Consider the following 18,917-nt stretch of genomic DNA (forward strand, 5'->3'; position numbering starts at 1 on the left):
GGCGTCTCGGTCGCCGGCGGCCGGACGCCGCGCGCCCGGCCGAGGACGCCGTAGAGCTCCGCGGTGGGGACCGCCGGGTTGTCGAGGGCCTGCAGCACCTCACCGGCCGCGGCGATGCTGAGCTGGCCCATGCCGGTCAGCACCCGGATCAGCCGGAGCCGGGCCAGGTGCGCGTGGCCGTACACGGCCTGGTTGCGCGCGGTGGGGGTGCCCGGCGGCAGCAGGCGCTCCCGCAGGTAGAACTTGATCGTCGGCACCGGGACACCGCTGCGACGGCTGAGTTCGGAGATGCGCATCGCACTGGGCATGGGCTTCCTCATCCGTAGCGGTGGTCAGCCGGCGAGCCGGTAGCGCGGGGCGGCGGTGGTGCGGCCCAGCACGGTGGTGAGGTCGTCGAGCTGCCGGGCGAGCGGCAGCAGCTCGGGACCGGTCAGGGCCTGGCCCCCGTCGCAGCGGGCCTGCTCGGGGCGCGGGTGCACGTCGATGATGACGCCGTCGGCGCCGGCCGCCACCGCGGCGCGGCTCAGCGGCGCGACCAGGTCGCGGCGGCCGCCGGAGTGCGACGGGTCGACGATGACCGGCAGGTGCGACAGGTGCTGCGCCAGCGGGACCGCGGCGATGTCGAGGGTGTTCCTGGTCGCCGGCTCGAAGGTCCGGATCCCGCGCTCGCACAGCACGATGTCGAGGGTGCCGGCGCGCGCGATGTACTCCGCGGCCATCAGCCACTCCTCGATCGTGTTCATCATGCCGCGCTTGAGCAGCACCGGCCGGCCGGCCGCACCGACCGCCTGCAGCAGCGGGAAGTTCTGCATGCTGCGCGTGCCGATCTGCAGCATGTCGGCGTAGCTGGCGACCAGCTCGACGTCGCGGACGCTCAGCACCTCGGTGACGACCGGAAGCCCGGTGCGGTCGCGGACGTCGGCGAGGATCTTCAGGCCCGCCTCGCCGAGGCCCTGGAAGGCGTACGGCGACGTGCGCGGCTTGAAGGCCCCGCCGCGCAGCATGGTCGCGCCGGCCGACCGGGCGATCTGCGCCGCCTCGGTCGTCTGCGCCGCCGACTCGACGGCGCAGGGGCCGGCGATGAGGGTGAACGTGCCGGGGCCGATCGTCACGCCGCCGACCTCGACGGTGGAGCGTTCCGTGCGGTGTTCGCGGCTGACCAGCTTGTAGGAGGTGGAGACCCGCCGGACCCGGCCGACCCCGCGCATCTCGTCGATGCGGAGCGCGTCGATGAGCGCCAGGTCGCCGGTGACGCCGATGAAGGTCCGCCCGGACCCACCGGCGACGCTGAGGCGGCCCACGCTCGCTTCGCCGCCCGCCGACTCGACGGCCGCGACGACGGCGTCCACGTCGTCGGCGGTCGCGTCCGGGGACATCACGATGACCATCAGCGACATTCCTCTCGTCGGCGCGCACCGCCGGGCACGGCGCCCGGCGGTGCGGGCGGGTCGTCAGGCGAGCTGGTGGGGCTTCGCGAACTGTCCGGGCGCGCGGCCCTTGCCGGCCGGGCCGCGGTAGGCCTGGGCCACCTCGAGCCACGCCTGCGCGTCGGCGCCGGTGGCGACGAGGTCGAGGTCGGCGTGGTGCCGGCGGCGGGTCGCGAGGAGGCACAGGTCGACGGCGGGGCCGGTGATCGTCTGGGTCGCGTCGTCCGGCCCGAACACCCACTGGGCGCCGGAGGGCGCGGTGACCTCGAAGCGGAACTGCCCGGCCGGCGGAGTCATGTCGTTGGACTGGTAGCCGAACTCCCAGGTGTGCACGACGAAGCCGACGACCCGCTTGAGGCGGTCGGTGTGCTGCCGCTGGACCCCGAGCCCGTCGGCGATGTCCTGGCCGTGGGCGAAGAGCTCGGTCATGCCGGCCGCGCACAGCACGGGGGCGGGGATGGGCCGGACGAGCCACGGCACGAGGGTGCCGTCGGCGACGCCGGCGAGCGCGGCGGTGCCGGCGTCACGCTCGGCCCGCCAGCGGGCGACCAGCGCCTCGCGGGGCAGCACGAGGTACTCCTCCAGCGCGGCGTTGACGGCCTTGTCGAAGGCGCCGAAGCCGGTGCCGATCCGCTGGGTCAGCGCGGTGAACGCCTCCGGGGTGCCGGCCGCCAGGCCCGCGATGCGGAAGACGAATGCGAGGTGGCCGACCTGGTGGGCCACGGTCCAGCCTTCGGCGGGAGTCGGCAGTGTCCACTGGGACTCGTCGAGGTCGGCGACCATGCGGTCGACGGCCTCGGCGTCGGCGGTGAGGTCGGCGATCACGTCCTGTGCGGTCACGGTTCAGCCTCCGGTCGAGTGGGTACGCGGGAGCGGGTCGGATGGACGAATCAAGCCTGCGGCGGGCGGGGCGCCGTGTCTTCTCCGCCTGTGCCGTGTGGCGACCGTGCCGTTCCACGGGCCGGTTCGCGGGCCTGCCAGCGCGCCTGCCGCCGCACCGCCGCTGGAGCCCCGCTGAAGTCTCGCTGGAGCGTCGCTGGACTCTGCGTATTCGCAGCCTGTGGGGCCTTTCGAGCGCCGCTTGCCGGACGTTGCCGGTGTCGATCCGGCAGTCATACGGTCACAGAACGCAGCACACGTTCGGTCGTTGCGAACCACCGCCGAATGGAGAGAGCCATGGACAGTGTTTCGGAACGGGCCGTCGGGCGAGCGATCGACGTGATGGTGGCCAATCTGGGCGAGCCACTCACGATCGACGACATGGCCGCGAGTGCGATGTTCAGCAAGTTCCACTTCACGCGGGTGTTCCAGCGCGTCACCGGGGTGTCCCCGGGCCGCTTCCTGTCGGCGCTGCGGCTGGAGGAGGCGAAGAAGCTCCTCGTGTCGACGCCGTGGACGGTCGCCGACATCAGCCACCGGGTCGGCTACAACAGCATCGGCACGTTCAGCTCACGCTTCAAGAGCAGCGTCGGGGTGTCGCCGACGGAGTACCGCCGCCTCGGCGGCCGGGACGTCCGCTCGCCGCGCTCCCCCTACGACCGCCCGGGCGGCGCCACCATCCACGGTCAGGTGATGCCGGCCGGCGACCGCGAGATCGGCGTCCTCTTCATCGGCCTGTTCCCGGACCGGATCCCGCAGGGCCGCCCGACGCGGTGCGCGACCCGGCGCGGCCCCGGCCGGTTCGTCATGGAGCACGTGCCCGCCGGCACCTGGCACATGATGGCCCACTCGGAGCCGGTGGGCGGGTCGCCGATGCTGGTCGGCATCGAGGGCCCGATCGTCGTGCACCACGACGGCGACCGGCTGCTGGCGAACCTGTGCCTGCGCCCCAGGTCGGTCTTCGACCCGCCGATCCTCACCGCCCCGCTCAACTCGCGGGCGCTGAACGTCCAGCACCTGCCGCTGAACGCCGATGTGGTCATGCCGGCGGCCGCATGAGGATGGCTTCCCCAATGCGCGCCCGTCCGGACCTCGATCCGCGACGGGCGCGCACGTCGCGCGGCCGGGTGGGCTCGACCCCCCGGCCGTGTGTCGTGCGCGCCCGTAAGGACACCGTCGAGAACAGCCGTGGACACGCACACGGCCGCCCCGCCGTGCGGCGTGGGGCGGCGGTCTGCGGGGTCGTGCCGGCGCGACGCTCAGCCGGCGAGGGTGGTCGGCTGCTGCCAGGCGGACGACGTGGTGAAGTTCGGGTCCTCGACCGCCGGGTCGCCGCGCAGGATCGCCCGCTGGAGGCGACGCAGCGGCGGCGAGGGGTCCACCCCCAGGTTGGCCACCGTCAGGGTCCGCACCCGCTGGTAGGCCTCCAGTGCCTGGCCCTGCCGGCCGGCCCGGTACAGGGCCAGCATGTAGAGGGAGTAGAAGTGCTCGTGCAGCGGGTAGCGCGCGCACAGCGTGGCCAGCTCGCCGATCAGCTGGTGGTGCCGGCCGAGCCGCAGGTCCGTCTCGATGCGCAGGTCCAGGTCGCTGAGGCGGATCTCCTCCAGGCGCGTCGTCTCGAGCCGCAGCTGCGAGCCGGCGGCGATGTCGGCGAACGCCTGCCCGCGCCACAGCCGCAGGGCGGCGGCGAGCTTGGCCGCGGCCTCCTGGTGGTCCTCGCGGTCGGCCGCCTCGTGCCCCTGCGCCGACAGCTCCAGGTAGCGGGTGGCGTCCACGTCGTCAGGGGCGACGTCCAGCACGTAGCCGCACCGGCGGGTGATGAGCACGTCGCGCGGCGAGCGGTGCCCGCCGGCTTCGAGGGCCTGCTGGATCTTTTTTCGCAGCTGGAGCACGTAGGTATGCAGCGTCGGTACCGCGCTGCGCGGCGGACAGCTGCCCCAGATCTCCTCCAGCAGCGTGGAGATGGTGACCACGTGCCCCGCGTTGAGGGCCAGCATGGCCAGTAACTGGCTGGGTTTGTTGGCCGTCGGCACCACGGAGGCGCCGGCGACCGAGACCTCCAGCGGACCGAGGACCTTGATGTCGACTCGCATGGCTACTTCTTCCCTCGTGTGGTGGTGCCGGGCATGACGGTCCTCTCATCCGACCGGCCGGCCGAGGCCGAGCCGGCGCGCGAGTTGGTGCAGCCGCCCCGCCAGCGGCAGGATCAGCAGGCCGGCGCTGAGCAGCTCGACGACGACGATCGCGTCGAGATGCGGCCGGCCACGGTGCAGGCCGGTGAGGACCTGGCCGAGATCGGCGTCCACCGGGCGGGCGTCGTGCCCGCCCGCCGCCGTGGCGCCGAGGTCGAGGTACATCTGCGGGTCCGGGACGCCCGTGAGCAGGCGGGCGTCGTCGACGAGGTGGACCTGGGCGCCGTCGGCGAAGCCGGCCGGCAGCTCGGTGCCTGCCGCGTTGACGACCAGGGCACCCTTGGCCAGGTGCGTGCCGGCCGGGGCGTCACCCACGTCCTCGGTGACGATCACCAGGTTGGCGCCGAACAGCGCCTGCCCGACGCTCGCCGTCGAGGTCAGCCTCGCACCGGCGAGCTCGAGCTGGTCGAGCACGCGCGGGTCGAGCGGGGCCGCCTCGGCGGTGCCGCCCGGCCAGACGGCGACATGGCTGATGTCGGGCGCGTGCTGGGCGTTGGTCGCCAGCTGCACCTCGGCGGCGAGGCCGGAGCCGAGCACGCACGCGGTGATGAGGCCCGGGCCCAGCAGCTCCCGCACGGCCAGGGCGGTCAGCGCCGCCGCGCCGAGCAGGCGGAGCATCTCCGCCGGCATGAGGCTGCGGTCGCCGGTGCCGGACAGCTCGCACAGCACGAGCGTCTCGGTGACGTCGCCGGCGTCGGTACCGGCGTCCGCCGGCGTCCACGGCGTCAGGGTGCACCGGTAGGCGGCCGCGCCGGGACCACCGCGCGCGACGAGCTCCTCCGCCAGGATGTCCAGCGGGTTCATCATCGCGCCGGCGCGCCGCAGCTCCTCGCCGGTGAACAGGAGGATCGGATCAGCCATGTGCACCGCTTCTCATGCGTGCCGTGATTTTGCGCACCGAGCCTGCACGATTTCGCTTTCCGTCTGCCATCCATCCGCTATCACGGTCGAGAAGGCCATTGATTGTCGATAGATGCTTCACCGAATGCACGACCCGATGGACTCCTTCCCAGACGCCGACGGCGGCGCTGAAAAGAAATGAACATGGGGAGGAAATGTAATGTTCACGAATCGTAGGTTCATCGGCAGGCTCTTCCTCGCTGCGGCCACGGCGGTCGCACTGGTCAACACGATCGCGGCACCGGTGGCCACGGCCTTCGAGCCGTGGCACTGACGCGGCGGGCGGCATCTCCGTGGCGGCGCCGCACTCGCAGGTGACGGTCGGGCGACCACGCGCGACGACAGGTCCACGAAGGCGTCGACACGACGGCCGGACCCGATCCCCCGATCGGCCAGTGACCGCCCAGCGAACCCGGCACCCGCCACGAGCGGCCCGGCCGACCGAGATCATCGGCGGCCGGGCCGTTTCGGCGCGCCCGGACCCCGGCCGAACCGGCGATACCTCACTACACCGAACCGGCGAATCAGCCATCCACCGAACAGCCATACAGAATTCCACCGAAGGGACATCAAGTAGCGTATTACGCGGAACGCGCGGTCCGGATCGAAGATTGCCAGAACTCGCCCGCAAAATATGCTTCAATCGATGTAGGCGAATTGCATTTCGGATCGGCGCAAGCCGGGAAGATCTGCCCGTGGCGCCAGCATGCGATGCTGGAGCACCGCGACGGCCCCGGCCGTCGACCCCGACGAACGCGCACCAGGCCGCACAGAGCATATCGAACGGGGGGTCATGCCAGGTGGCACGGTTGCGAAGGTCGTCTTCATCGGCCGATCGGGAAACCGGATGAAGTTCAGGATCCTCGGCCCGCTGGAGCTGGTGTGCGGCGGTGACGTGGTGAACATCGGCGGCCCCCGCCTGCGGGTGGTGCTGGCGATGCTGGCGCTGAACGCCAACCGGGTGACACCTGTCAACTCCCTCATCGAGGCCGTCTGGGAGCAGGACGAGCCGACCACCGCCCGCGCGCAGATCCAGATCTGCATCTCGGCGCTGCGCAAACACGTCACCGGCGCCAACGGCACGGCGACGATCCGCACCCGCCCGGGCGGCTACATGCTGGAGATCCCCGACGCCGACCTGGACCGCACCGAGTTCGCCGTGCGGGTGCAGGAGGCCCGCAAGCACGCCGACGCCGGCCGGCTGGCGGAGGCCTCGACCGCGCTGCAGCAGGCGCTGGCGCTCTGGCGGGGCAACGCACTGTCCGATGTGGACAGCCCGCTGGTGCAGCGCGGCGCCGCCCAGCTGGAGGAGGACCGGCTCTCGGCGATCCAGGAGCTGGCCCGTCTCGACCTGGAGCTGGGCCGCCACCACGAGATCGGCGGCGCGCTCGCGACCCTGGTCGCCGAGCATCCGCTGCGCGAACGGCTCTACGAGCTGCTCATGCTCGCGCTGTACCGGTCCGGCCGGCAGGCCGAGGCCCTCGAGGTGAGCCGCCGCGCCCGGGCCACCCTCATCGACGAGCTCGGGATCGAGCCGGGCGCCGCCCTGCAGCACCTCGAGCGGGCCATCCTCAACCGCGACCCGGCGCTGGAGGCCCACGCCGGCGCCCCGCCCGCCGAGCAGAGCACCGCGCCGGCGGCACCCCGGCGCGCGGGACCCGAGCTCACCGTGCTGGTGCCCAACCAGCTGCCGCGCAGCATCGCCGACTTCACCGGGCGCGAGGCCGAGATCGCCGAGATCACCCGCATCCTCACCGACGCGCCCGGGCAGGGCGACGCGCGCTACGCCATGCCGATCGTGGCCCTCGCCGGGAAGGGCGGCGTCGGCAAGTCGTGCCTCGCGGTGCGGGTCGCCCACGAGCTCAGCGACCGCTTCCCCGACGGGCTGCTCTACGCCGACCTCCAGCACCCCGCCGACGAGGACCTGACCGGGGCGCTGCTGACCCGCTTCCTGCGGGCGCTCGGCGTGCCCGGCTCCGCGATCCCCGACGACGTCGAGGAGCGGGCCGAGCTGTACCGCAGCCGCCTCGCGCACCGCCGGGTGCTGGTCGTCCTCGACGACGTGTCCGCGGAGGAGCAGATGCAGCGACTGCTGCCCGGCAGCCCGACCTGCGCGGTGATCGCGACGAGCCGGATGCGCCTGTCCGGGCTGCCCGGCGCGCACCTCGTGGACGTCGACGTGTTCGACACCGCCAACTCGATGCGGATGCTCTCCAAGATCATAGGGCCGATCAGGGTCGAGGCCGAGGAGCAGTCGGCGCTCGCACTGATCGACTTCTGCGACGGCCTGCCGCTGGCGCTGCGCATCGCCGGCGCCCGGCTGGCCTTCAAGCGGCACTGGCGGCTGGAGACGGTGGTCGCCCGGCTCGACGACGAGGCGCACCGCCTCGACGAGTTCAGCCACCGCGGGCTCGAGCTGCGCTCCACCATCGGGCTGACCTACCGCGTGCTCAGCCCGCGCTGCCAGCGGCTGTTCCGGCTGTTCGCGCTGATCGAGGCGCCCGACTTCCCCGGCTGGACCGCCGCGGCGCTGCTCGACAGCCCGCTGCGCGAGGCGGAGGACGTGCTGGAGCAGCTCGTCGACGCGCAGCTGCTGGACACCGTCGAGTACCCGGGCGAGCGGATCCGGTACCGCTTCCACACCCTCATCCGCGCCTACGCCCTGGAGAAGCTGGCCGAGCAGGAGCCGGCGCAGGAGCGCGACGACGCGCTGTGCCGGGTCCTCGGCGCCTGGCTCGGCCTCGCCGAGGACGCCTACCGCAAGGACCACGGCGGCGACTTCAACATCCTGCACGGCACCGCACCCCGCTGGCGGATCGAGGGCGTCGAGCTCGACATCATCGGCAGCCCCCTGGAGTGGTGGGAGACCGAGCGCCGCGCCCTGGTCGCCGCGGTGCGCCAGGCGGCCGCGACCGGGCTGGACGAGCTGTGCTGGGACATCGCGCTCACCTCGGCCGGCCTGTTCGAGGTGAAGGGCTACTTCAGCGACTGGCAGGAGACCACCGAGCTGGGCCTGGCCGCCGCCGAGCTGGCCGGCAACCGGATCGGCCGGGCCGCCATGCTGTACTCGCTGGGCTGCCTGCACATGGTGCAGAAGCGGCTCGCCGAGGCGAGGCACTGCTTCGACACCGCGCTGGGCATCTTCCGCGGCGGGAACCACGTGCACGGCTGCGCGCTGGTGCTGCGCGAGTCGGGCATCGTCGACCGGCACCAGGGCCGGTTCGCCGAGATGCTCGACAAGTTCCAGCAGGCGCGGCGGCTGCTGCAGCACGTCGGCGACGCCACCGGCGAGGCGCACGTGCTGCAGAGCCTCGCCGGCTACTGGGTCGAGGAGGGCGACACCGTGCAGGCGCACGAGCACCTGACCCGGGCGCTGGAGCTGTGCCTCACGGCCCGGCACCTGCGGGGCGAGGCGCAGGTGATGCACCGCTTCGCCGAGCTGTACCTGCGCACCGACCAGGTGGAGCTGGCCCGGCAGTCGCTGCACCGGGCCCTGCTCATCGTGCGTGACCTCGGCGACCGGATCGGCGAGTGCTACACGCTCTACGGGCTGGGCGTCGTGCGGCACCAGGAGGGCCGCCTCGACCAGGCGCAGACGACGTTGCAGCACGCGCTCTCCCTTGCTCGTGAACTGGGTGAGCGGATGGTCGAGGCCAAGGCGCTCTACGCACTCGGCGAGATCGTGCTCGCCAGGGGTGCCTACTCCGCCGCCGCCGCCCATCTGCTCGACGCCGCCCACCTGCTCGACGAGCTCGACTCGGCGATGTGGCACGGCAAGACACTCAGCCTCCTCGCCGAGGTGCACCGCAACCAGGGCGAGTTCGAGCTCGCCCAGGTCGAGATCGAGCAGGCCAAGGGGGTGCTCACCGACGTGACCTCCCGCGACGCCGCCTACCTGCTGGTGCAGCTGGAGACGACCCGGGCCGCCCTGGAGGCGGAGCAGATCACGCGCTGACCCGGCGCCGCCGCTGCTGCGGGGCGCCGGGCCGGCGGTGCGGATCAGGAAACCAGGTCCGGCTGCCGCGGTGTGCCCTGGCCGTCGGCCTGCGCGGGCACCGGGTCGGCGTCCTCGGGCACGTCGGCCTTGGCCGCCAGCTTCGAGGGCCACCAGAGGTGCCGCCCGGCGTCCAGGCTCAGCGCGGTGACGAGCACCGAGCGCACGATGAACGTGTCGAGCAGGACGCCCAGCGCCACCGCGAAGCCCATCTCGGCGAGGAAGACCAGCGGCAGGCTGGCCAGCACGCCGAAGGTCGCGGCGAGGACCAGGCCGGCGGAGGTGATCACGCCGCCGGTGACGGCCAGGCCGACCAGCGCGCCGCGCCGCGTCCCGATCCGCAGCGCCTCCTCCCGGACCCGGGTGACCAGGAAGATGTTGTAGTCGATGCCCAGCGCCACCAGGAAGACGAAGACGTACAGCGGGAAGCTGCTGTCGACGCCGTTGAAGCCGAACACGTGCTCGAAGACCAGCGTGCTGATGCCCAGCGCCGCCCCGAAGGACAGCACCACCGTCGCCATCAGCAGCAGCGGCGCGACGATCGACCGCAGCAGCACGCACAGGATGAGCAGCACCACCACGAGCACCAGCGGGATGATCAGCCGGTTGTCGTGCTTGGTGGCCCGGTCCATGTCCAGGCTCATCGCCGTCGGCCCGCCGACCTTCGCGTCGGCGCCGGCGACCGCGTGCACCGCCGCGCGCAGCCGCACGATCGTGTCGTCGGCGGCGGCGCTGCCCGGCTGGGCCTGCAGCGTGCCCTCGATCAGGGCGAGCCCGTTCTTGACCACCGGCTCGGTGACGTCCACGACGCCGGCCGTGCCGCTGATGCCCGCCTTCAGCGCCGCGGCGCTGTCGGCCTTGCCCACCACCACGACCGGCTCGCCGGAGCCCGCCGGGAAGTGCTTGGACAGGACCTTCATCGCGCTGATCGACGGCTGCTCCGTCACGAACGTGTCCTCGGCGGACAGGATCCTGACGTTGAGCTGGGTGAGGCCGAGCGCCATGACACCGAGCACGAGCGCGGTGCCGATCCAGACGGTGCGCGGGCGGCGGGCGATCCGCTCGCCGAGCCGGGCCCAGATGCCGTGCACGCTGGGCTCGGCCGAGCCGACCTGCGGCTTCTTCGGCCAGAACAGCCAGCGGCCGCAGATCACCAGCAGCGCCGGGAGCAGGGTCACCGCGACGAGCAGGCCGACGGCGATGCCGACCGCGGCGACCGGGCCGAGGCCGCTGGTGGAGTTCATGTCCGCGAACAGCAGGCACAGCATGCCGATCGCGACCGTGGCCGCGCTGGCCACGATGGCCGGTGCCGCGCGGCGCAGGGCGACGGCCATCGCGGCGTGCCGGTCCTCGTGCCGGCGCAGCGCCTCGCGATACCGCGCGATGAGCAGCAACGCGTAGTCCGTGGTGGCACCGAAGACGAGCACGGTGAGGATCGAGGAGCTCTCACCGGTCGCGGTTACGCCGGCGTTCTTCGCCAGCAGGTAGATCACCGCCTCCGACGTGACGAGCGCGATCATCGCGCTGATCACCGGCAGCAGCCACAGCACCGGGCTGCGGTAGATGACCAGCAGCAGCACCACCACGACCAGGACGGTGGCGAACATCAGGGTGAAGTCGGCGCCCTCGAACGCACTCACGTTGTCGGCGGTGAAGGCGAGCGGCCCGGCGATGTGCACCGTGAGTCCGGTGTCGCCGGCGGACGCGATGGCCCGGATCGCCTTGACCCGGTCGAGCGCCTTCGCCGGGTCGTCGGTGGTGACCTTCACCGGCACCACGACCTGCAGCGCCTGGCCGTCCTTGGCCTCTACGGGCGGGGAGACCTCCCCCGCGATGCCGTCCACGCCGGCGAACTTCGCCACGTCGGCCTTGACCTTCTCCAGGTCGACGGGGGTCGTCCCGGACGGGCGCTCGTAGACGACGACCGCCGGTGCAACCTCGGTCGGCTGGAACTGCTTCTGCAGCTCGACGACCTGGGTCGACTCGGCGCTGCCGGGGAGCCACTGGGCGATGTCGTTCTTCTGCACGCCCGTGAGCTCACCCGACAGTGGCGACAGGCCCATGAACAGCACCAGCCACACGCCGAGCACGATCCACTTCGTCCGGCGCCCGCTGATGAGTCTCGCGACTCCAGCTACACGCTCCATGACTCCCCTCCCCCGGTCTGCACGACCTCGGTTGGCTTCCTTGGTTGGGTCCGGCACCGTACATCGGTACTAGTTCATTTCTAAAAGCCAGCTTGCTAGAAACAAGCATACGGCGTCAAGCGCATCACGCAGTACGATCGGGTGATGAGCAAGCGAGCGTATGGGCAGTTCTGCGGCATCTCACGCGCGCTCGAGCTGATCGGGGAACGCTGGACGTTGCTCATCGTCCGAGACCTCCTCGTCGGCCCGCGCCGCTACACCGACCTGCGGATCGGCCTGCCCGGCATCCCGACCAACGTCCTGTCCGACCGGCTCAAGGACCTTGAGCGCAACGATCTCGTCCGCCGCAGCCTGCAGGCCCGGCCCGGTGGCGCGGTCGTCTACGAGCTGACGGACTACGGCCGCCAGCTCGAGCCGGCCGTGCTCCAGCTGGGCAAGTGGGGGGCCGGCGCCCTCACCGACCCTGGGCCCGACGAGGTCGTCACGCCGGACTCACTGGTCATGGCCCTGCGCACGACGTTCGAGCCGACCGCCGCCGTGGGTGTGCACGCCGTCCTGGAGCTGCGCTTCGGCGAGGTCGTGGTGCACGCCCACATCGACGACGGGCGCCTCGAGGTGCACCCGGGCGGGCCCGACACGCCCGACCTCGTCATCGAGGCCGGGCCGGTCCTGCGGGCGGTGATGGCCGGCGAGGTCGCCGCCGACGACGCCGTCGCGGGTGGCGATGTCACTCTCACGGGTGACGAGACGCTGTTCGCGCGGTTCGCGGAGCTGTTCCCCATCAAGCCCCGCCCACCCGTCGCCGCGGCCTGACCGCCCGGCGGGCGGTGTGCCGGCGCGGTCTGGTCACGGCGGCCGGGCCGCGCGGCGCGGCCCGGCAGGCTGATTCCCATCAGGCCACATCCGCCCGCCGGCGCGGCCTGATGGTGGCGGGCACGCCGCGTGCGACGGCGCCCAGCAGCTCGACGACCGTCGCCGGGGACGGCTGGCGGGCGATCTCCGCGGCGACGGCGCGGGCCGCCGCCCCGTGCCGCCGGTCGCCGAGCAGCGCGGCGCAGGCCGCCACGGCGTCGGGCACGGTCAGCTCGTCGGGCAGGATGCAGGCACCGGCGCCGGAGCGGGCGACCGCCTCGGCGTTGTCGACCTGGTCGTCGAAGACCGGGATCACCAGCTGCGGGACGCCGGCCATGAACGCGGTCAACGCGGTGCCCTGCCCGCCGTGGTGCACGGCCAGGTCGCAGGTCTGCAGCACCTGCCACAGCGGCATCCGCCCGACCTGACGGGCGACCGCCGGAAGCGGCGGCCAGGTCGCGGCGACCGCGTCGTCGACGGCGACGACCACCTCCACGTCCAGCCGCCCGAGCCGCTCCAGCAGCGGCACCACGACGTCGGTGACGCCGTCGGCGCCGAGCCGCGGCAGCACCGTGCCGAGGGTCAGGCAGATCCGCGGCCGGCGCGGCGGCGCCCACAGCCACGACGGCACGCGCGCGGCGCCGTTGTACGGCACGCAGCAGATCCCGTGGTGGGACGCGGCATGCCGCAGGCGCAGGCTCGGCGGCCACGGGTTGAGCACCTCGCGCGGGGCGGGCAGCGCGGCCAGGCCGTGCCGTTCGAGACCCTCCGCGAGCTGCACCGCGGCCCCCGCCCGGTACTCCGCCAGCCGCGCGACCCCCCACTGCAGCTCGACCTGCGGCACCCCGCACACCGCGGCGGCGACCGGCCCCGCGAACTCGGCCCGCTCGCTGACGATCACGTCGGGCCGCCAGGCGCGGACGAGGTCCAGCATCCCGGGCAGCGCGGACGCCGCGATCCGCCCGAACGCGTGCCCGTTGGCGAGCCGCCGCTGTTGCAGGTCCTCGGGGATGCCCGCCGCCGTGGTCAGCTCGACGAAGTCGATCGCCGGGCCGCACGACGCGACCGGCAGCCCGGATCTCGTCACCTCGGGCAGGAAGTTGTCGGACGTCGCGACGAGGACCTCGTGCCCGAACGTGCGGCAGCTCCAGGCGAGCGGCACCAGCGGGAACAGGTGCCCGGAAAGAGCGACGGACGTGAACAGCACGCGCATACCGGTCAGCATCCCCGCGTGGCACGGCGCCGTCTTCTTCCATCGAGCCGTCGCACACCGTGCGTGTCCCTTCGCGCACGGCAGGAGATGCACCGCCACCGGGCGCGATGCGACGGTCGGAGCGTCCCGCAGCAGCTGTGCCTAGGAGGAGATGGTGACCACTTCCGAAGTCCCCGACCGCGAGGAGCTCGTCCGCCGGGCGGCCGCCCTCCGGCCGACCCTGCGCGCCCGCACGGGCTGGGCGGAGGAGCACCGCCGCCTGCACGACGAGACCATCGAGGCCCTCGCGGATGCCGGGCTGTTCAAGCTGCGCACGCCGAAGCGGTACGGCGGCTACGCGGCGGACGCCACGACCCTCGTCGACGTCGCCACCGAGCTCGGCCACGCCGACAGCTCGACCTCGTGGGTCACCGCGGTCTACTGGATCCCCACCTGGATGGCGGGGCTGTTCCCGCAGGCCGTCCAGGACGAGGTGTTCTCGACCCCGGACGTGCGCATCTGCGGGACGCTGAGCCCCAGCGCGCTGGCCCGCTCCGCCGACGGCGGCATCGTCGTCAACGGCAAGTGGGGCTTCATCAGCGGCGCGCACCACGCGCACTGGCAGGAGATCATCGCCATCCTGGCGCCGGAGAACGGTGAGCCGTACCCGGTGATGGCGCTCGTGCCGATGAGCGACCTGCTGGTCGTCGACGACTGGCACACGTCGGGGCTGCGCGGCACCGGCAGCGTCTCCACCGTCGCGCAGGAGCTGTTCATCCCGCAGGAGCGGGTCGTGCCGCTGCCGGCGGTGCTGCAGGGCTCCGCGGCCGGCGCCGGCGCCGGCGCCGAGGCCATGCACCAGGTGCCGCTGCTGCCGGTCGCCTCGGCGTCGTCGGTCGGCACCGTGCTGGGCATGACCCGCGCGGCGAAGGAGAGCTTCTTCAAGCGCCTGCCCAACCGGAAGATCACGTACACCGGCTACGACTCGCAGCGCGACGCGCCCCTCACCCACTTCCAGGTCGCCGAGGCCGCGACGAAGAGCGACCAGGCGGCGTTCCACGCCCACCGGCTCGCCACCACCGTCGACGGGAAGGCGGCCGCCGGCCTGCCCTGGAAGCTGGAGGAGCGGGCCCGCGCCCGGCACGACATGGGCACCGCCGTCCGCCTGGCGAAGGAGGCCGTCGACATCCTGGCGTCGGCCAGCGGCGGCTCGTCGGTGTACCAGGACGTGCCGATCCAGCGCATCGCGCACGACCTGCACACCATCAACCTGCACGCGCTGATGAACCCGAACACCAACGCCGAGCTGTACGGCCGGGTCCTGTGCGGCCTCGAACCCAACACGCTCTACATCTGAAGGGAGAACGGCATGACGAGCACCACCCAGAGCACCACCCAGGGCCCGGCCGCGGACCAGGTCGCCGTGGCCGGCCTCACCCAGCGTGTCATCGCCGCCTGGGCCTACGGTGACGGCGACGGCTTCGCCGACGTCTTCACCGAGGACGGCACGATGATCCTGCCCGGCATGTACCGCAAGGGCCGCGAGGAGATCCGCGCGTACCTCAAGGACGCGTTCGCCAACCAGTACAAGAACACCCAGGTCACCGGTAAGCCGATCGACATGCGGTTCCTCGGCGACAGCGTCGTGGTGCTCCAGACGCAGGGCGGCGTGCTCGCGGCCGGCGAGTCCGAGGTCTCCGACGACCAGGCGATCCGGGCCACCTGGCTGGCCGTCAAGCAGGACGGTGCGTGGCGCCTGGCCGCCTACCAGAACAGCCCGGCCTTCAAGAGCCTGCCCACCCCCGGTACGCAGGCCTGACGGACCTGCCGCGAGAAACCCCTCGACCCTCCTCGCGGCGGCGCGACGGGCGGATCCCTCCACGGGATCCGGCCGTCGTCGCGTCCGGCCCTGCAAGAAGCACGGGCAACACGGCAAGCCGCGCGGTGGCGGGAACCCCGCGCCAGCAAGAGATGCACGTGCAGCCAGAGAAGGACGCGCAGCTGGAAGCGTGCGGCAGCAGGAGATGCACGTGCAGGAAAGCCGCACACGCGGCCGGAAGCACGTGACAGCAAGGAGGGCCGGTCCGATCGGACCGGCCCTCCTCATGCGCGGGGCGTCACGGTGCGGCCGGCACCTCGACCGCCTGGCCCGTCTTGACCGCGGGCTCCGCCGCCGGCGGGGCCGGGTCGGGCTTGCGCCGGCCCAGCTTCGACAGCGGCTGCTCCAGCAGGTAGTAGCTGACGGCGGACACCGCGATGGTGCCCACGGTGGTCCACGTCAGCAGCCACCAGAAGTTCGCCGCGCCGTAGAGCTCCGGACCGAAGCCCGGCGTGTTGCCGAAGAGCGGCCCCTGCTTCAGCAGCAGCGAGACCACCACCATGTGCCACAGGTAGACGCCGTACGAGATCCGCCCCACGAACCGGATCGGCCGCGGGTTCAGGGTGATGTCCATCAGCCGCGAGCGCACCCCGGGGACCGTCAGCGGCGCCACGATCAGGCCCGCGAAGAGCAGCACCAGGGCGTGGATGACCAGCTCCTGGTTGAACGACGCCCAGTCGCCCATGCCGAGCTTGCCGAAGAACCGGTTCAGGTTCACCACGAAGACGACCAGCGCCAGCGCCCACAGCACGTTGGGGTGCTTGGCCACGAACGCGTAGCTGCGCGGGGTCTTGCCGCTCACCTGGTGGTACGCCGACACCGTCGCCAGCAGCATGCCGATGGCGAACGCGTCGTAGTAACCGAACGGCCAGTACCAGAGGTTGTAGACGACCGCGGTGTCCAGCTGCGACGGCACGTTGGTGTAGACCGTCCACGCGAAGCCGATCACCGCGAAGAGCGTCAGCGGCACCAGCATCCGCCGCCGCTTCGCCTCCAGCGTCGCGGCCTTGCGCGCGTACCGGCCGATGAGCACGGCGATGCCCGGCAGGATCAGGTAGAACAGCATCTCCGCCGGCACCGTCCAGGTCGGCACGAGACCGGTGATCCACGGCGCGTTCGGCCAGTAGAAGTGCATCAGCAGGTAGGGCCGCGCCGCGTACCAGAACCCGTCGATCTTGTTGATGTCGAAGACGAGCAGCGCGAACGTGACCACCACCCAGTAGGCCGGGATCAGCCGCAGGAACCGCCGCCACCAGAAGGGCCGCGCCGGCGGGTGCTTGGTGCCGGCGAGCACGGCACGGGCGAAGGGCCGGTAGAGGAAGAATGCCGAGAGCACGAAGAACGGCGCCAGGCAGACGGACAGACCGTCGGCGAGAACCGTCCAGATGCCGTGCGTCGGCAGGTCCAGGAAGCTGGTCAGTCCGGCGTAGAACGCGACATGGTAGACCACGACGCCGAGCGCCAGGTAGCCGCGTAAGCCCTCCAGCTTGTGGTCACGCTTGGTCTCGCCGGCGTTCTCGGTGCGCACGCCGGCGGCGATAGGTGCCGTCATTCTCGCTCCTCATCTGTTCATCGGCACAGCAGCGGAAATGCGGCCGGTTAATCGTCGAGAATCGCCGTCGCAACGCTCGGATATCCCCGCCGGTCACACCGGCGTCCAGTGGCGAAAGGGGCCGTGCGCGCCCCTTCCTCGCTTGCAGAATCTCACTCCTACGGATGACGGGACGTATTCAAGATTGCGCAGTTCGACCCGGCTGCCGCGCTCTCGGTGCGGCCGTCACGCGCATCGGACTATGCTGGCCGGGCCCGGAAATGCGGTCGATCATCGTCATGCCGCGAGGGCTACCGGAATCCGCGAACAGGGGAGATCCATGACTGAAACCAAGACCGAGACCAAGCAGGACGCCGCGCTGCGCCGGCTCGAGAAGCTCCTCGGCACCTGGGAGGTGAGCGGCGACGCGACCGGCACGGTGACCTACGAGTGGGGCCCGGGCGAGAAGTTCGTGCTGCAGCACGTCGACATCACGCTCAACGATCACCACATCGTCGGGCTGGAGGTCATCGGGCGGCTGCTCCCGTTCGGCGCGGAGGAGCCGAGTGAGGAGATCATGTCCCGCTTCTACGGCTCCGACGGCGAGACCTACGACTATGTCTACGAGGTGAGCGAGGACGGCAGCACGCTCACGATCTGGGGTGGGGTCCGCGACTCCCCCGCGTACTTCCAGGGGACCTTCGACAAGACCGGCACCAAGAACGAGGGTGCCTGGGTCTACCCGGGCGGCGGCGGTTACACGTCCAACATGACGAAGGTCAAGTAGGGCGCGGAAACCAGGGACGGGCCGGGTGCGCGCACCCGGCCCGTCGTCGTGTCCGTCTCAGGCGACGGCCGCGGCCTTGAACGAGCCGTAGTAGCCGGCGATCGCGTGGAACGACGCCTTCGGCTCGTACGTGTACGGCGACGCGGGGTCGGCGATGCGCTCCCGGATCGTCTTGACGATGCACAGGCTCGCCGTGTCCAGGTCCAGCCGCGGGTCGTCCGGCGAGTGCGGGTGCGTCGGGTGGATGAAGTCGGTGACCGACACCCCGCGGATGCCGGCCTCGTCGAAGATGCCGAACATCTTGGTGTGGAAGGCCGCCTGCGCCTCCTCGTCCCGCACGATCCCGTCGAGGATCTTCAGCTCGTCGAAGTCGCTGCGGTCCACCACGTCCCAGAAGAAGAACGCCTTCTCCTCCGCGCCGCGGTAGGTGGCGGTGCCGAAGCCGGCGATGTCGATCGGCTTGCCCCAGCTGCGGTACCGGTCGATCTCCGCCGCGTGCTGCTCCGGCGTCAGGTACCGCGGCTGGTAGTAGTACATGAGCCCGATCGCGTCGAACGGCGTCCAGTCGACCTGCTCGAAGGGCGCCGCCGAGTAGCTGATCTCGCCGTTGAAGACGCCGCGGGCCACCGTGGCCGCCTCGGAGAGGAAGGCGTTGAGCCGCGGCGCGGCGTCGGCGAGGTCGGCGGCGCTCTGCGGGCTCAGCAGGTAGTGGTCGTTGTCGGAGTAGATGTTCGCCATGCGCTGGTGGTAGTGCTCGCCGGGGGTGATGCCGCCGGTGAAGATGGTGTGCGCGGCGCCGACGGTCAGCGCGACGCTCGCACCCTCCAGGCGCAGGGTCTCCGCGAGTCGGCCGACGTCGGCCAGGTGCGCCAGGATCTCCTCGCGCGGGTGGTCGACCAGCCGCGGGTCCAGCAGGACGTGCAGGCCGTGCCCGATCGCCGCCCGGGCCGCGGTCTCGAGGCGGCCGAGGTCGGTGCCGTAGACGGTGACCGCGTTCGCGTTGAGCGCTTGCGCGATCATCGCGATCTGGGCGCGGATCTCGTCGTCGCCGACGGTCCGCGACAGTTCCCCCTGCCCGGTCGCGAAGTTGGAGCCGACGTCGTAGGCGACGCCACGGTAGGTGAACATGTCTGCGTC

At 71.9% G+C, this 18,917-nt stretch carries 15 protein-coding genes; 6 read left to right on the top strand and 9 right to left on the bottom strand.

Annotated elements, in window-relative coordinates; genetic code table 11:
* The 3 genes from ABD332_RS39785 to ABD332_RS39795 all read right to left on the bottom strand — a co-directional run.
* Positions 1-257: MerR family transcriptional regulator (locus tag ABD332_RS39785; RefSeq protein WP_344508622.1), on the bottom strand; the 257-nt coding region annotated here is incomplete at its 3' end.
* 75 nt (positions 258-332) lie between these two features.
* Positions 333-1,388, bottom strand: a complete 1,056-nt coding sequence (gene aroF / locus ABD332_RS39790) for a 3-deoxy-7-phosphoheptulonate synthase (RefSeq protein ID WP_344508624.1) — start codon at positions 1,386-1,388, stop codon at positions 333-335.
* Between the two features lie 63 nt (positions 1,389-1,451).
* Entirely contained in the window at positions 1,452-2,267 is an 816-nt protein-coding gene (locus tag ABD332_RS39795) for a TIGR03084 family metal-binding protein (RefSeq protein ID WP_344508626.1), read from the bottom strand.
* A 336-nt stretch (positions 2,268-2,603) separates the two neighbouring features.
* On the opposite strand from ABD332_RS39795, the gene ABD332_RS39800 reads away from it, so the two are divergent.
* A complete protein-coding gene (locus tag ABD332_RS39800) occupies positions 2,604-3,365 on the top strand; it encodes an AraC family transcriptional regulator (RefSeq protein WP_344508628.1) in 762 nt (253 codons plus the stop codon).
* Positions 3,366-3,565: 200 nt separating this feature from the next.
* Here the strand turns inward: ABD332_RS39800 and ABD332_RS39805 are convergent, their stop codons facing one another.
* Complete coding sequence (locus tag ABD332_RS39805; protein ID WP_344508630.1) at positions 3,566-4,399, bottom strand: AfsR/SARP family transcriptional regulator; 834 nt, start codon at positions 4,397-4,399, stop codon at positions 3,566-3,568.
* 45 nt (positions 4,400-4,444) lie between these two features.
* The gene (locus tag ABD332_RS39810) at positions 4,445-5,359 is read right to left on the bottom strand and encodes a hypothetical protein (RefSeq protein WP_344508632.1); all 915 of its coding nucleotides are present in this window, start codon (positions 5,357-5,359) and stop codon (positions 4,445-4,447) included.
* Between the two features lie 886 nt (positions 5,360-6,245).
* Between ABD332_RS39810 and ABD332_RS39815 the strand changes: the two genes are divergently transcribed.
* Positions 6,246-9,353, top strand: a complete 3,108-nt coding sequence (locus ABD332_RS39815; RefSeq protein WP_344508634.1) for an AfsR/SARP family transcriptional regulator — start codon at positions 6,246-6,248, stop codon at positions 9,351-9,353.
* A gap of 44 nt (positions 9,354-9,397) precedes the next feature.
* Here the strand turns inward: ABD332_RS39815 and ABD332_RS39820 are convergent, their stop codons facing one another.
* Positions 9,398-11,539 carry an MMPL family transporter gene (locus ABD332_RS39820; RefSeq protein WP_344508636.1) on the bottom strand — a complete coding sequence of 714 codons (2,142 nt, stop codon included), beginning with the start codon at positions 11,537-11,539 and terminating at the stop codon, positions 9,398-9,400.
* Between the two features lie 144 nt (positions 11,540-11,683).
* On the opposite strand from ABD332_RS39820, the gene ABD332_RS39825 reads away from it, so the two are divergent.
* Entirely contained in the window at positions 11,684-12,352 is a 669-nt protein-coding gene (locus ABD332_RS39825; protein ID WP_344508638.1) for a winged helix-turn-helix transcriptional regulator, read from the top strand.
* 79 nt (positions 12,353-12,431) lie between these two features.
* On the opposite strand, the gene ABD332_RS39830 is transcribed toward ABD332_RS39825, so the two are convergent.
* Positions 12,432-13,604: a nucleotide disphospho-sugar-binding domain-containing protein gene (locus ABD332_RS39830; protein ID WP_344508640.1), complete on the bottom strand. Its 1,173-nt coding sequence runs from the start codon at positions 13,602-13,604 to the stop codon at positions 12,432-12,434.
* A 151-nt stretch (positions 13,605-13,755) separates the two neighbouring features.
* Between ABD332_RS39830 and ABD332_RS39835 the strand changes: the two genes are divergently transcribed.
* Both ABD332_RS39835 and ABD332_RS39840 read left to right on the top strand, forming a co-directional pair.
* Complete coding sequence (locus ABD332_RS39835) at positions 13,756-14,940, top strand: acyl-CoA dehydrogenase family protein (RefSeq protein ID WP_344508641.1); 1,185 nt, start codon at positions 13,756-13,758, stop codon at positions 14,938-14,940.
* Positions 14,941-14,952: 12 nt separating this feature from the next.
* The gene (locus ABD332_RS39840; protein ID WP_344508643.1) at positions 14,953-15,402 is read left to right on the top strand and encodes an SgcJ/EcaC family oxidoreductase; all 450 of its coding nucleotides are present in this window, start codon (positions 14,953-14,955) and stop codon (positions 15,400-15,402) included.
* 298 nt (positions 15,403-15,700) lie between these two features.
* Here ABD332_RS39840 and ABD332_RS39845 read toward each other — a convergent pair whose 3' ends face one another.
* On the bottom strand, positions 15,701-17,014 hold the full coding sequence (locus ABD332_RS39845; protein WP_344508645.1) for an acyltransferase family protein: 1,314 nt from the start codon (positions 17,012-17,014) through the stop codon (positions 15,701-15,703).
* A gap of 319 nt (positions 17,015-17,333) precedes the next feature.
* Between ABD332_RS39845 and ABD332_RS39850 the strand changes: the two genes are divergently transcribed.
* A complete protein-coding gene (locus tag ABD332_RS39850) occupies positions 17,334-17,780 on the top strand; it encodes a hypothetical protein (protein ID WP_344508647.1) in 447 nt (148 codons plus the stop codon).
* Between the two features lie 57 nt (positions 17,781-17,837).
* Here the strand turns inward: ABD332_RS39850 and ABD332_RS39855 are convergent, their stop codons facing one another.
* Positions 17,838-18,908 carry a glycoside hydrolase family 113 protein gene (locus ABD332_RS39855; protein ID WP_344508649.1) on the bottom strand — a complete coding sequence of 357 codons (1,071 nt, stop codon included), beginning with the start codon at positions 18,906-18,908 and terminating at the stop codon, positions 17,838-17,840.
* Positions 18,909-18,917 lie beyond the last annotated feature (9 nt).

This window comes from Dactylosporangium maewongense (assembly GCF_039531485.1).
Taxonomy (GTDB): domain Bacteria; phylum Actinomycetota; class Actinomycetes; order Mycobacteriales; family Micromonosporaceae; genus Dactylosporangium; species Dactylosporangium maewongense.

Coding starts and splice junctions, on each gene's coding strand:
- aroF (WP_344508624.1), bottom strand. CDS start 1,388: ATGGTCATCGTGATGTCCCCGGACGCGACCGCCGACGACGTGGACGCC.
- ABD332_RS39800 (WP_344508628.1), top strand. CDS start 2,604: ATGGACAGTGTTTCGGAACGGGCCGTCGGGCGAGCGATCGACGTGATG.
- ABD332_RS39805 (WP_344508630.1), bottom strand. CDS start 4,399: ATGCGAGTCGACATCAAGGTCCTCGGTCCGCTGGAGGTCTCGGTCGCC.
- ABD332_RS39810 (WP_344508632.1), bottom strand. CDS start 5,359: ATGGCTGATCCGATCCTCCTGTTCACCGGCGAGGAGCTGCGGCGCGCC.
- ABD332_RS39815 (WP_344508634.1), top strand. CDS start 6,246: ATGAAGTTCAGGATCCTCGGCCCGCTGGAGCTGGTGTGCGGCGGTGAC.
- ABD332_RS39820 (WP_344508636.1), bottom strand. CDS start 11,539: ATGGAGCGTGTAGCTGGAGTCGCGAGACTCATCAGCGGGCGCCGGACG.
- ABD332_RS39825 (WP_344508638.1), top strand. CDS start 11,684: ATGAGCAAGCGAGCGTATGGGCAGTTCTGCGGCATCTCACGCGCGCTC.
- ABD332_RS39830 (WP_344508640.1), bottom strand. CDS start 13,604: ATGCGCGTGCTGTTCACGTCCGTCGCTCTTTCCGGGCACCTGTTCCCG.
- ABD332_RS39835 (WP_344508641.1), top strand. CDS start 13,756: ATGGTGACCACTTCCGAAGTCCCCGACCGCGAGGAGCTCGTCCGCCGG.
- ABD332_RS39840 (WP_344508643.1), top strand. CDS start 14,953: ATGACGAGCACCACCCAGAGCACCACCCAGGGCCCGGCCGCGGACCAG.
- ABD332_RS39845 (WP_344508645.1), bottom strand. CDS start 17,014: ATGACGGCACCTATCGCCGCCGGCGTGCGCACCGAGAACGCCGGCGAG.
- ABD332_RS39850 (WP_344508647.1), top strand. CDS start 17,334: ATGACTGAAACCAAGACCGAGACCAAGCAGGACGCCGCGCTGCGCCGG.
- ABD332_RS39855 (WP_344508649.1), bottom strand. CDS start 18,908: ATGTTCACCTACCGTGGCGTCGCCTACGACGTCGGCTCCAACTTCGCG.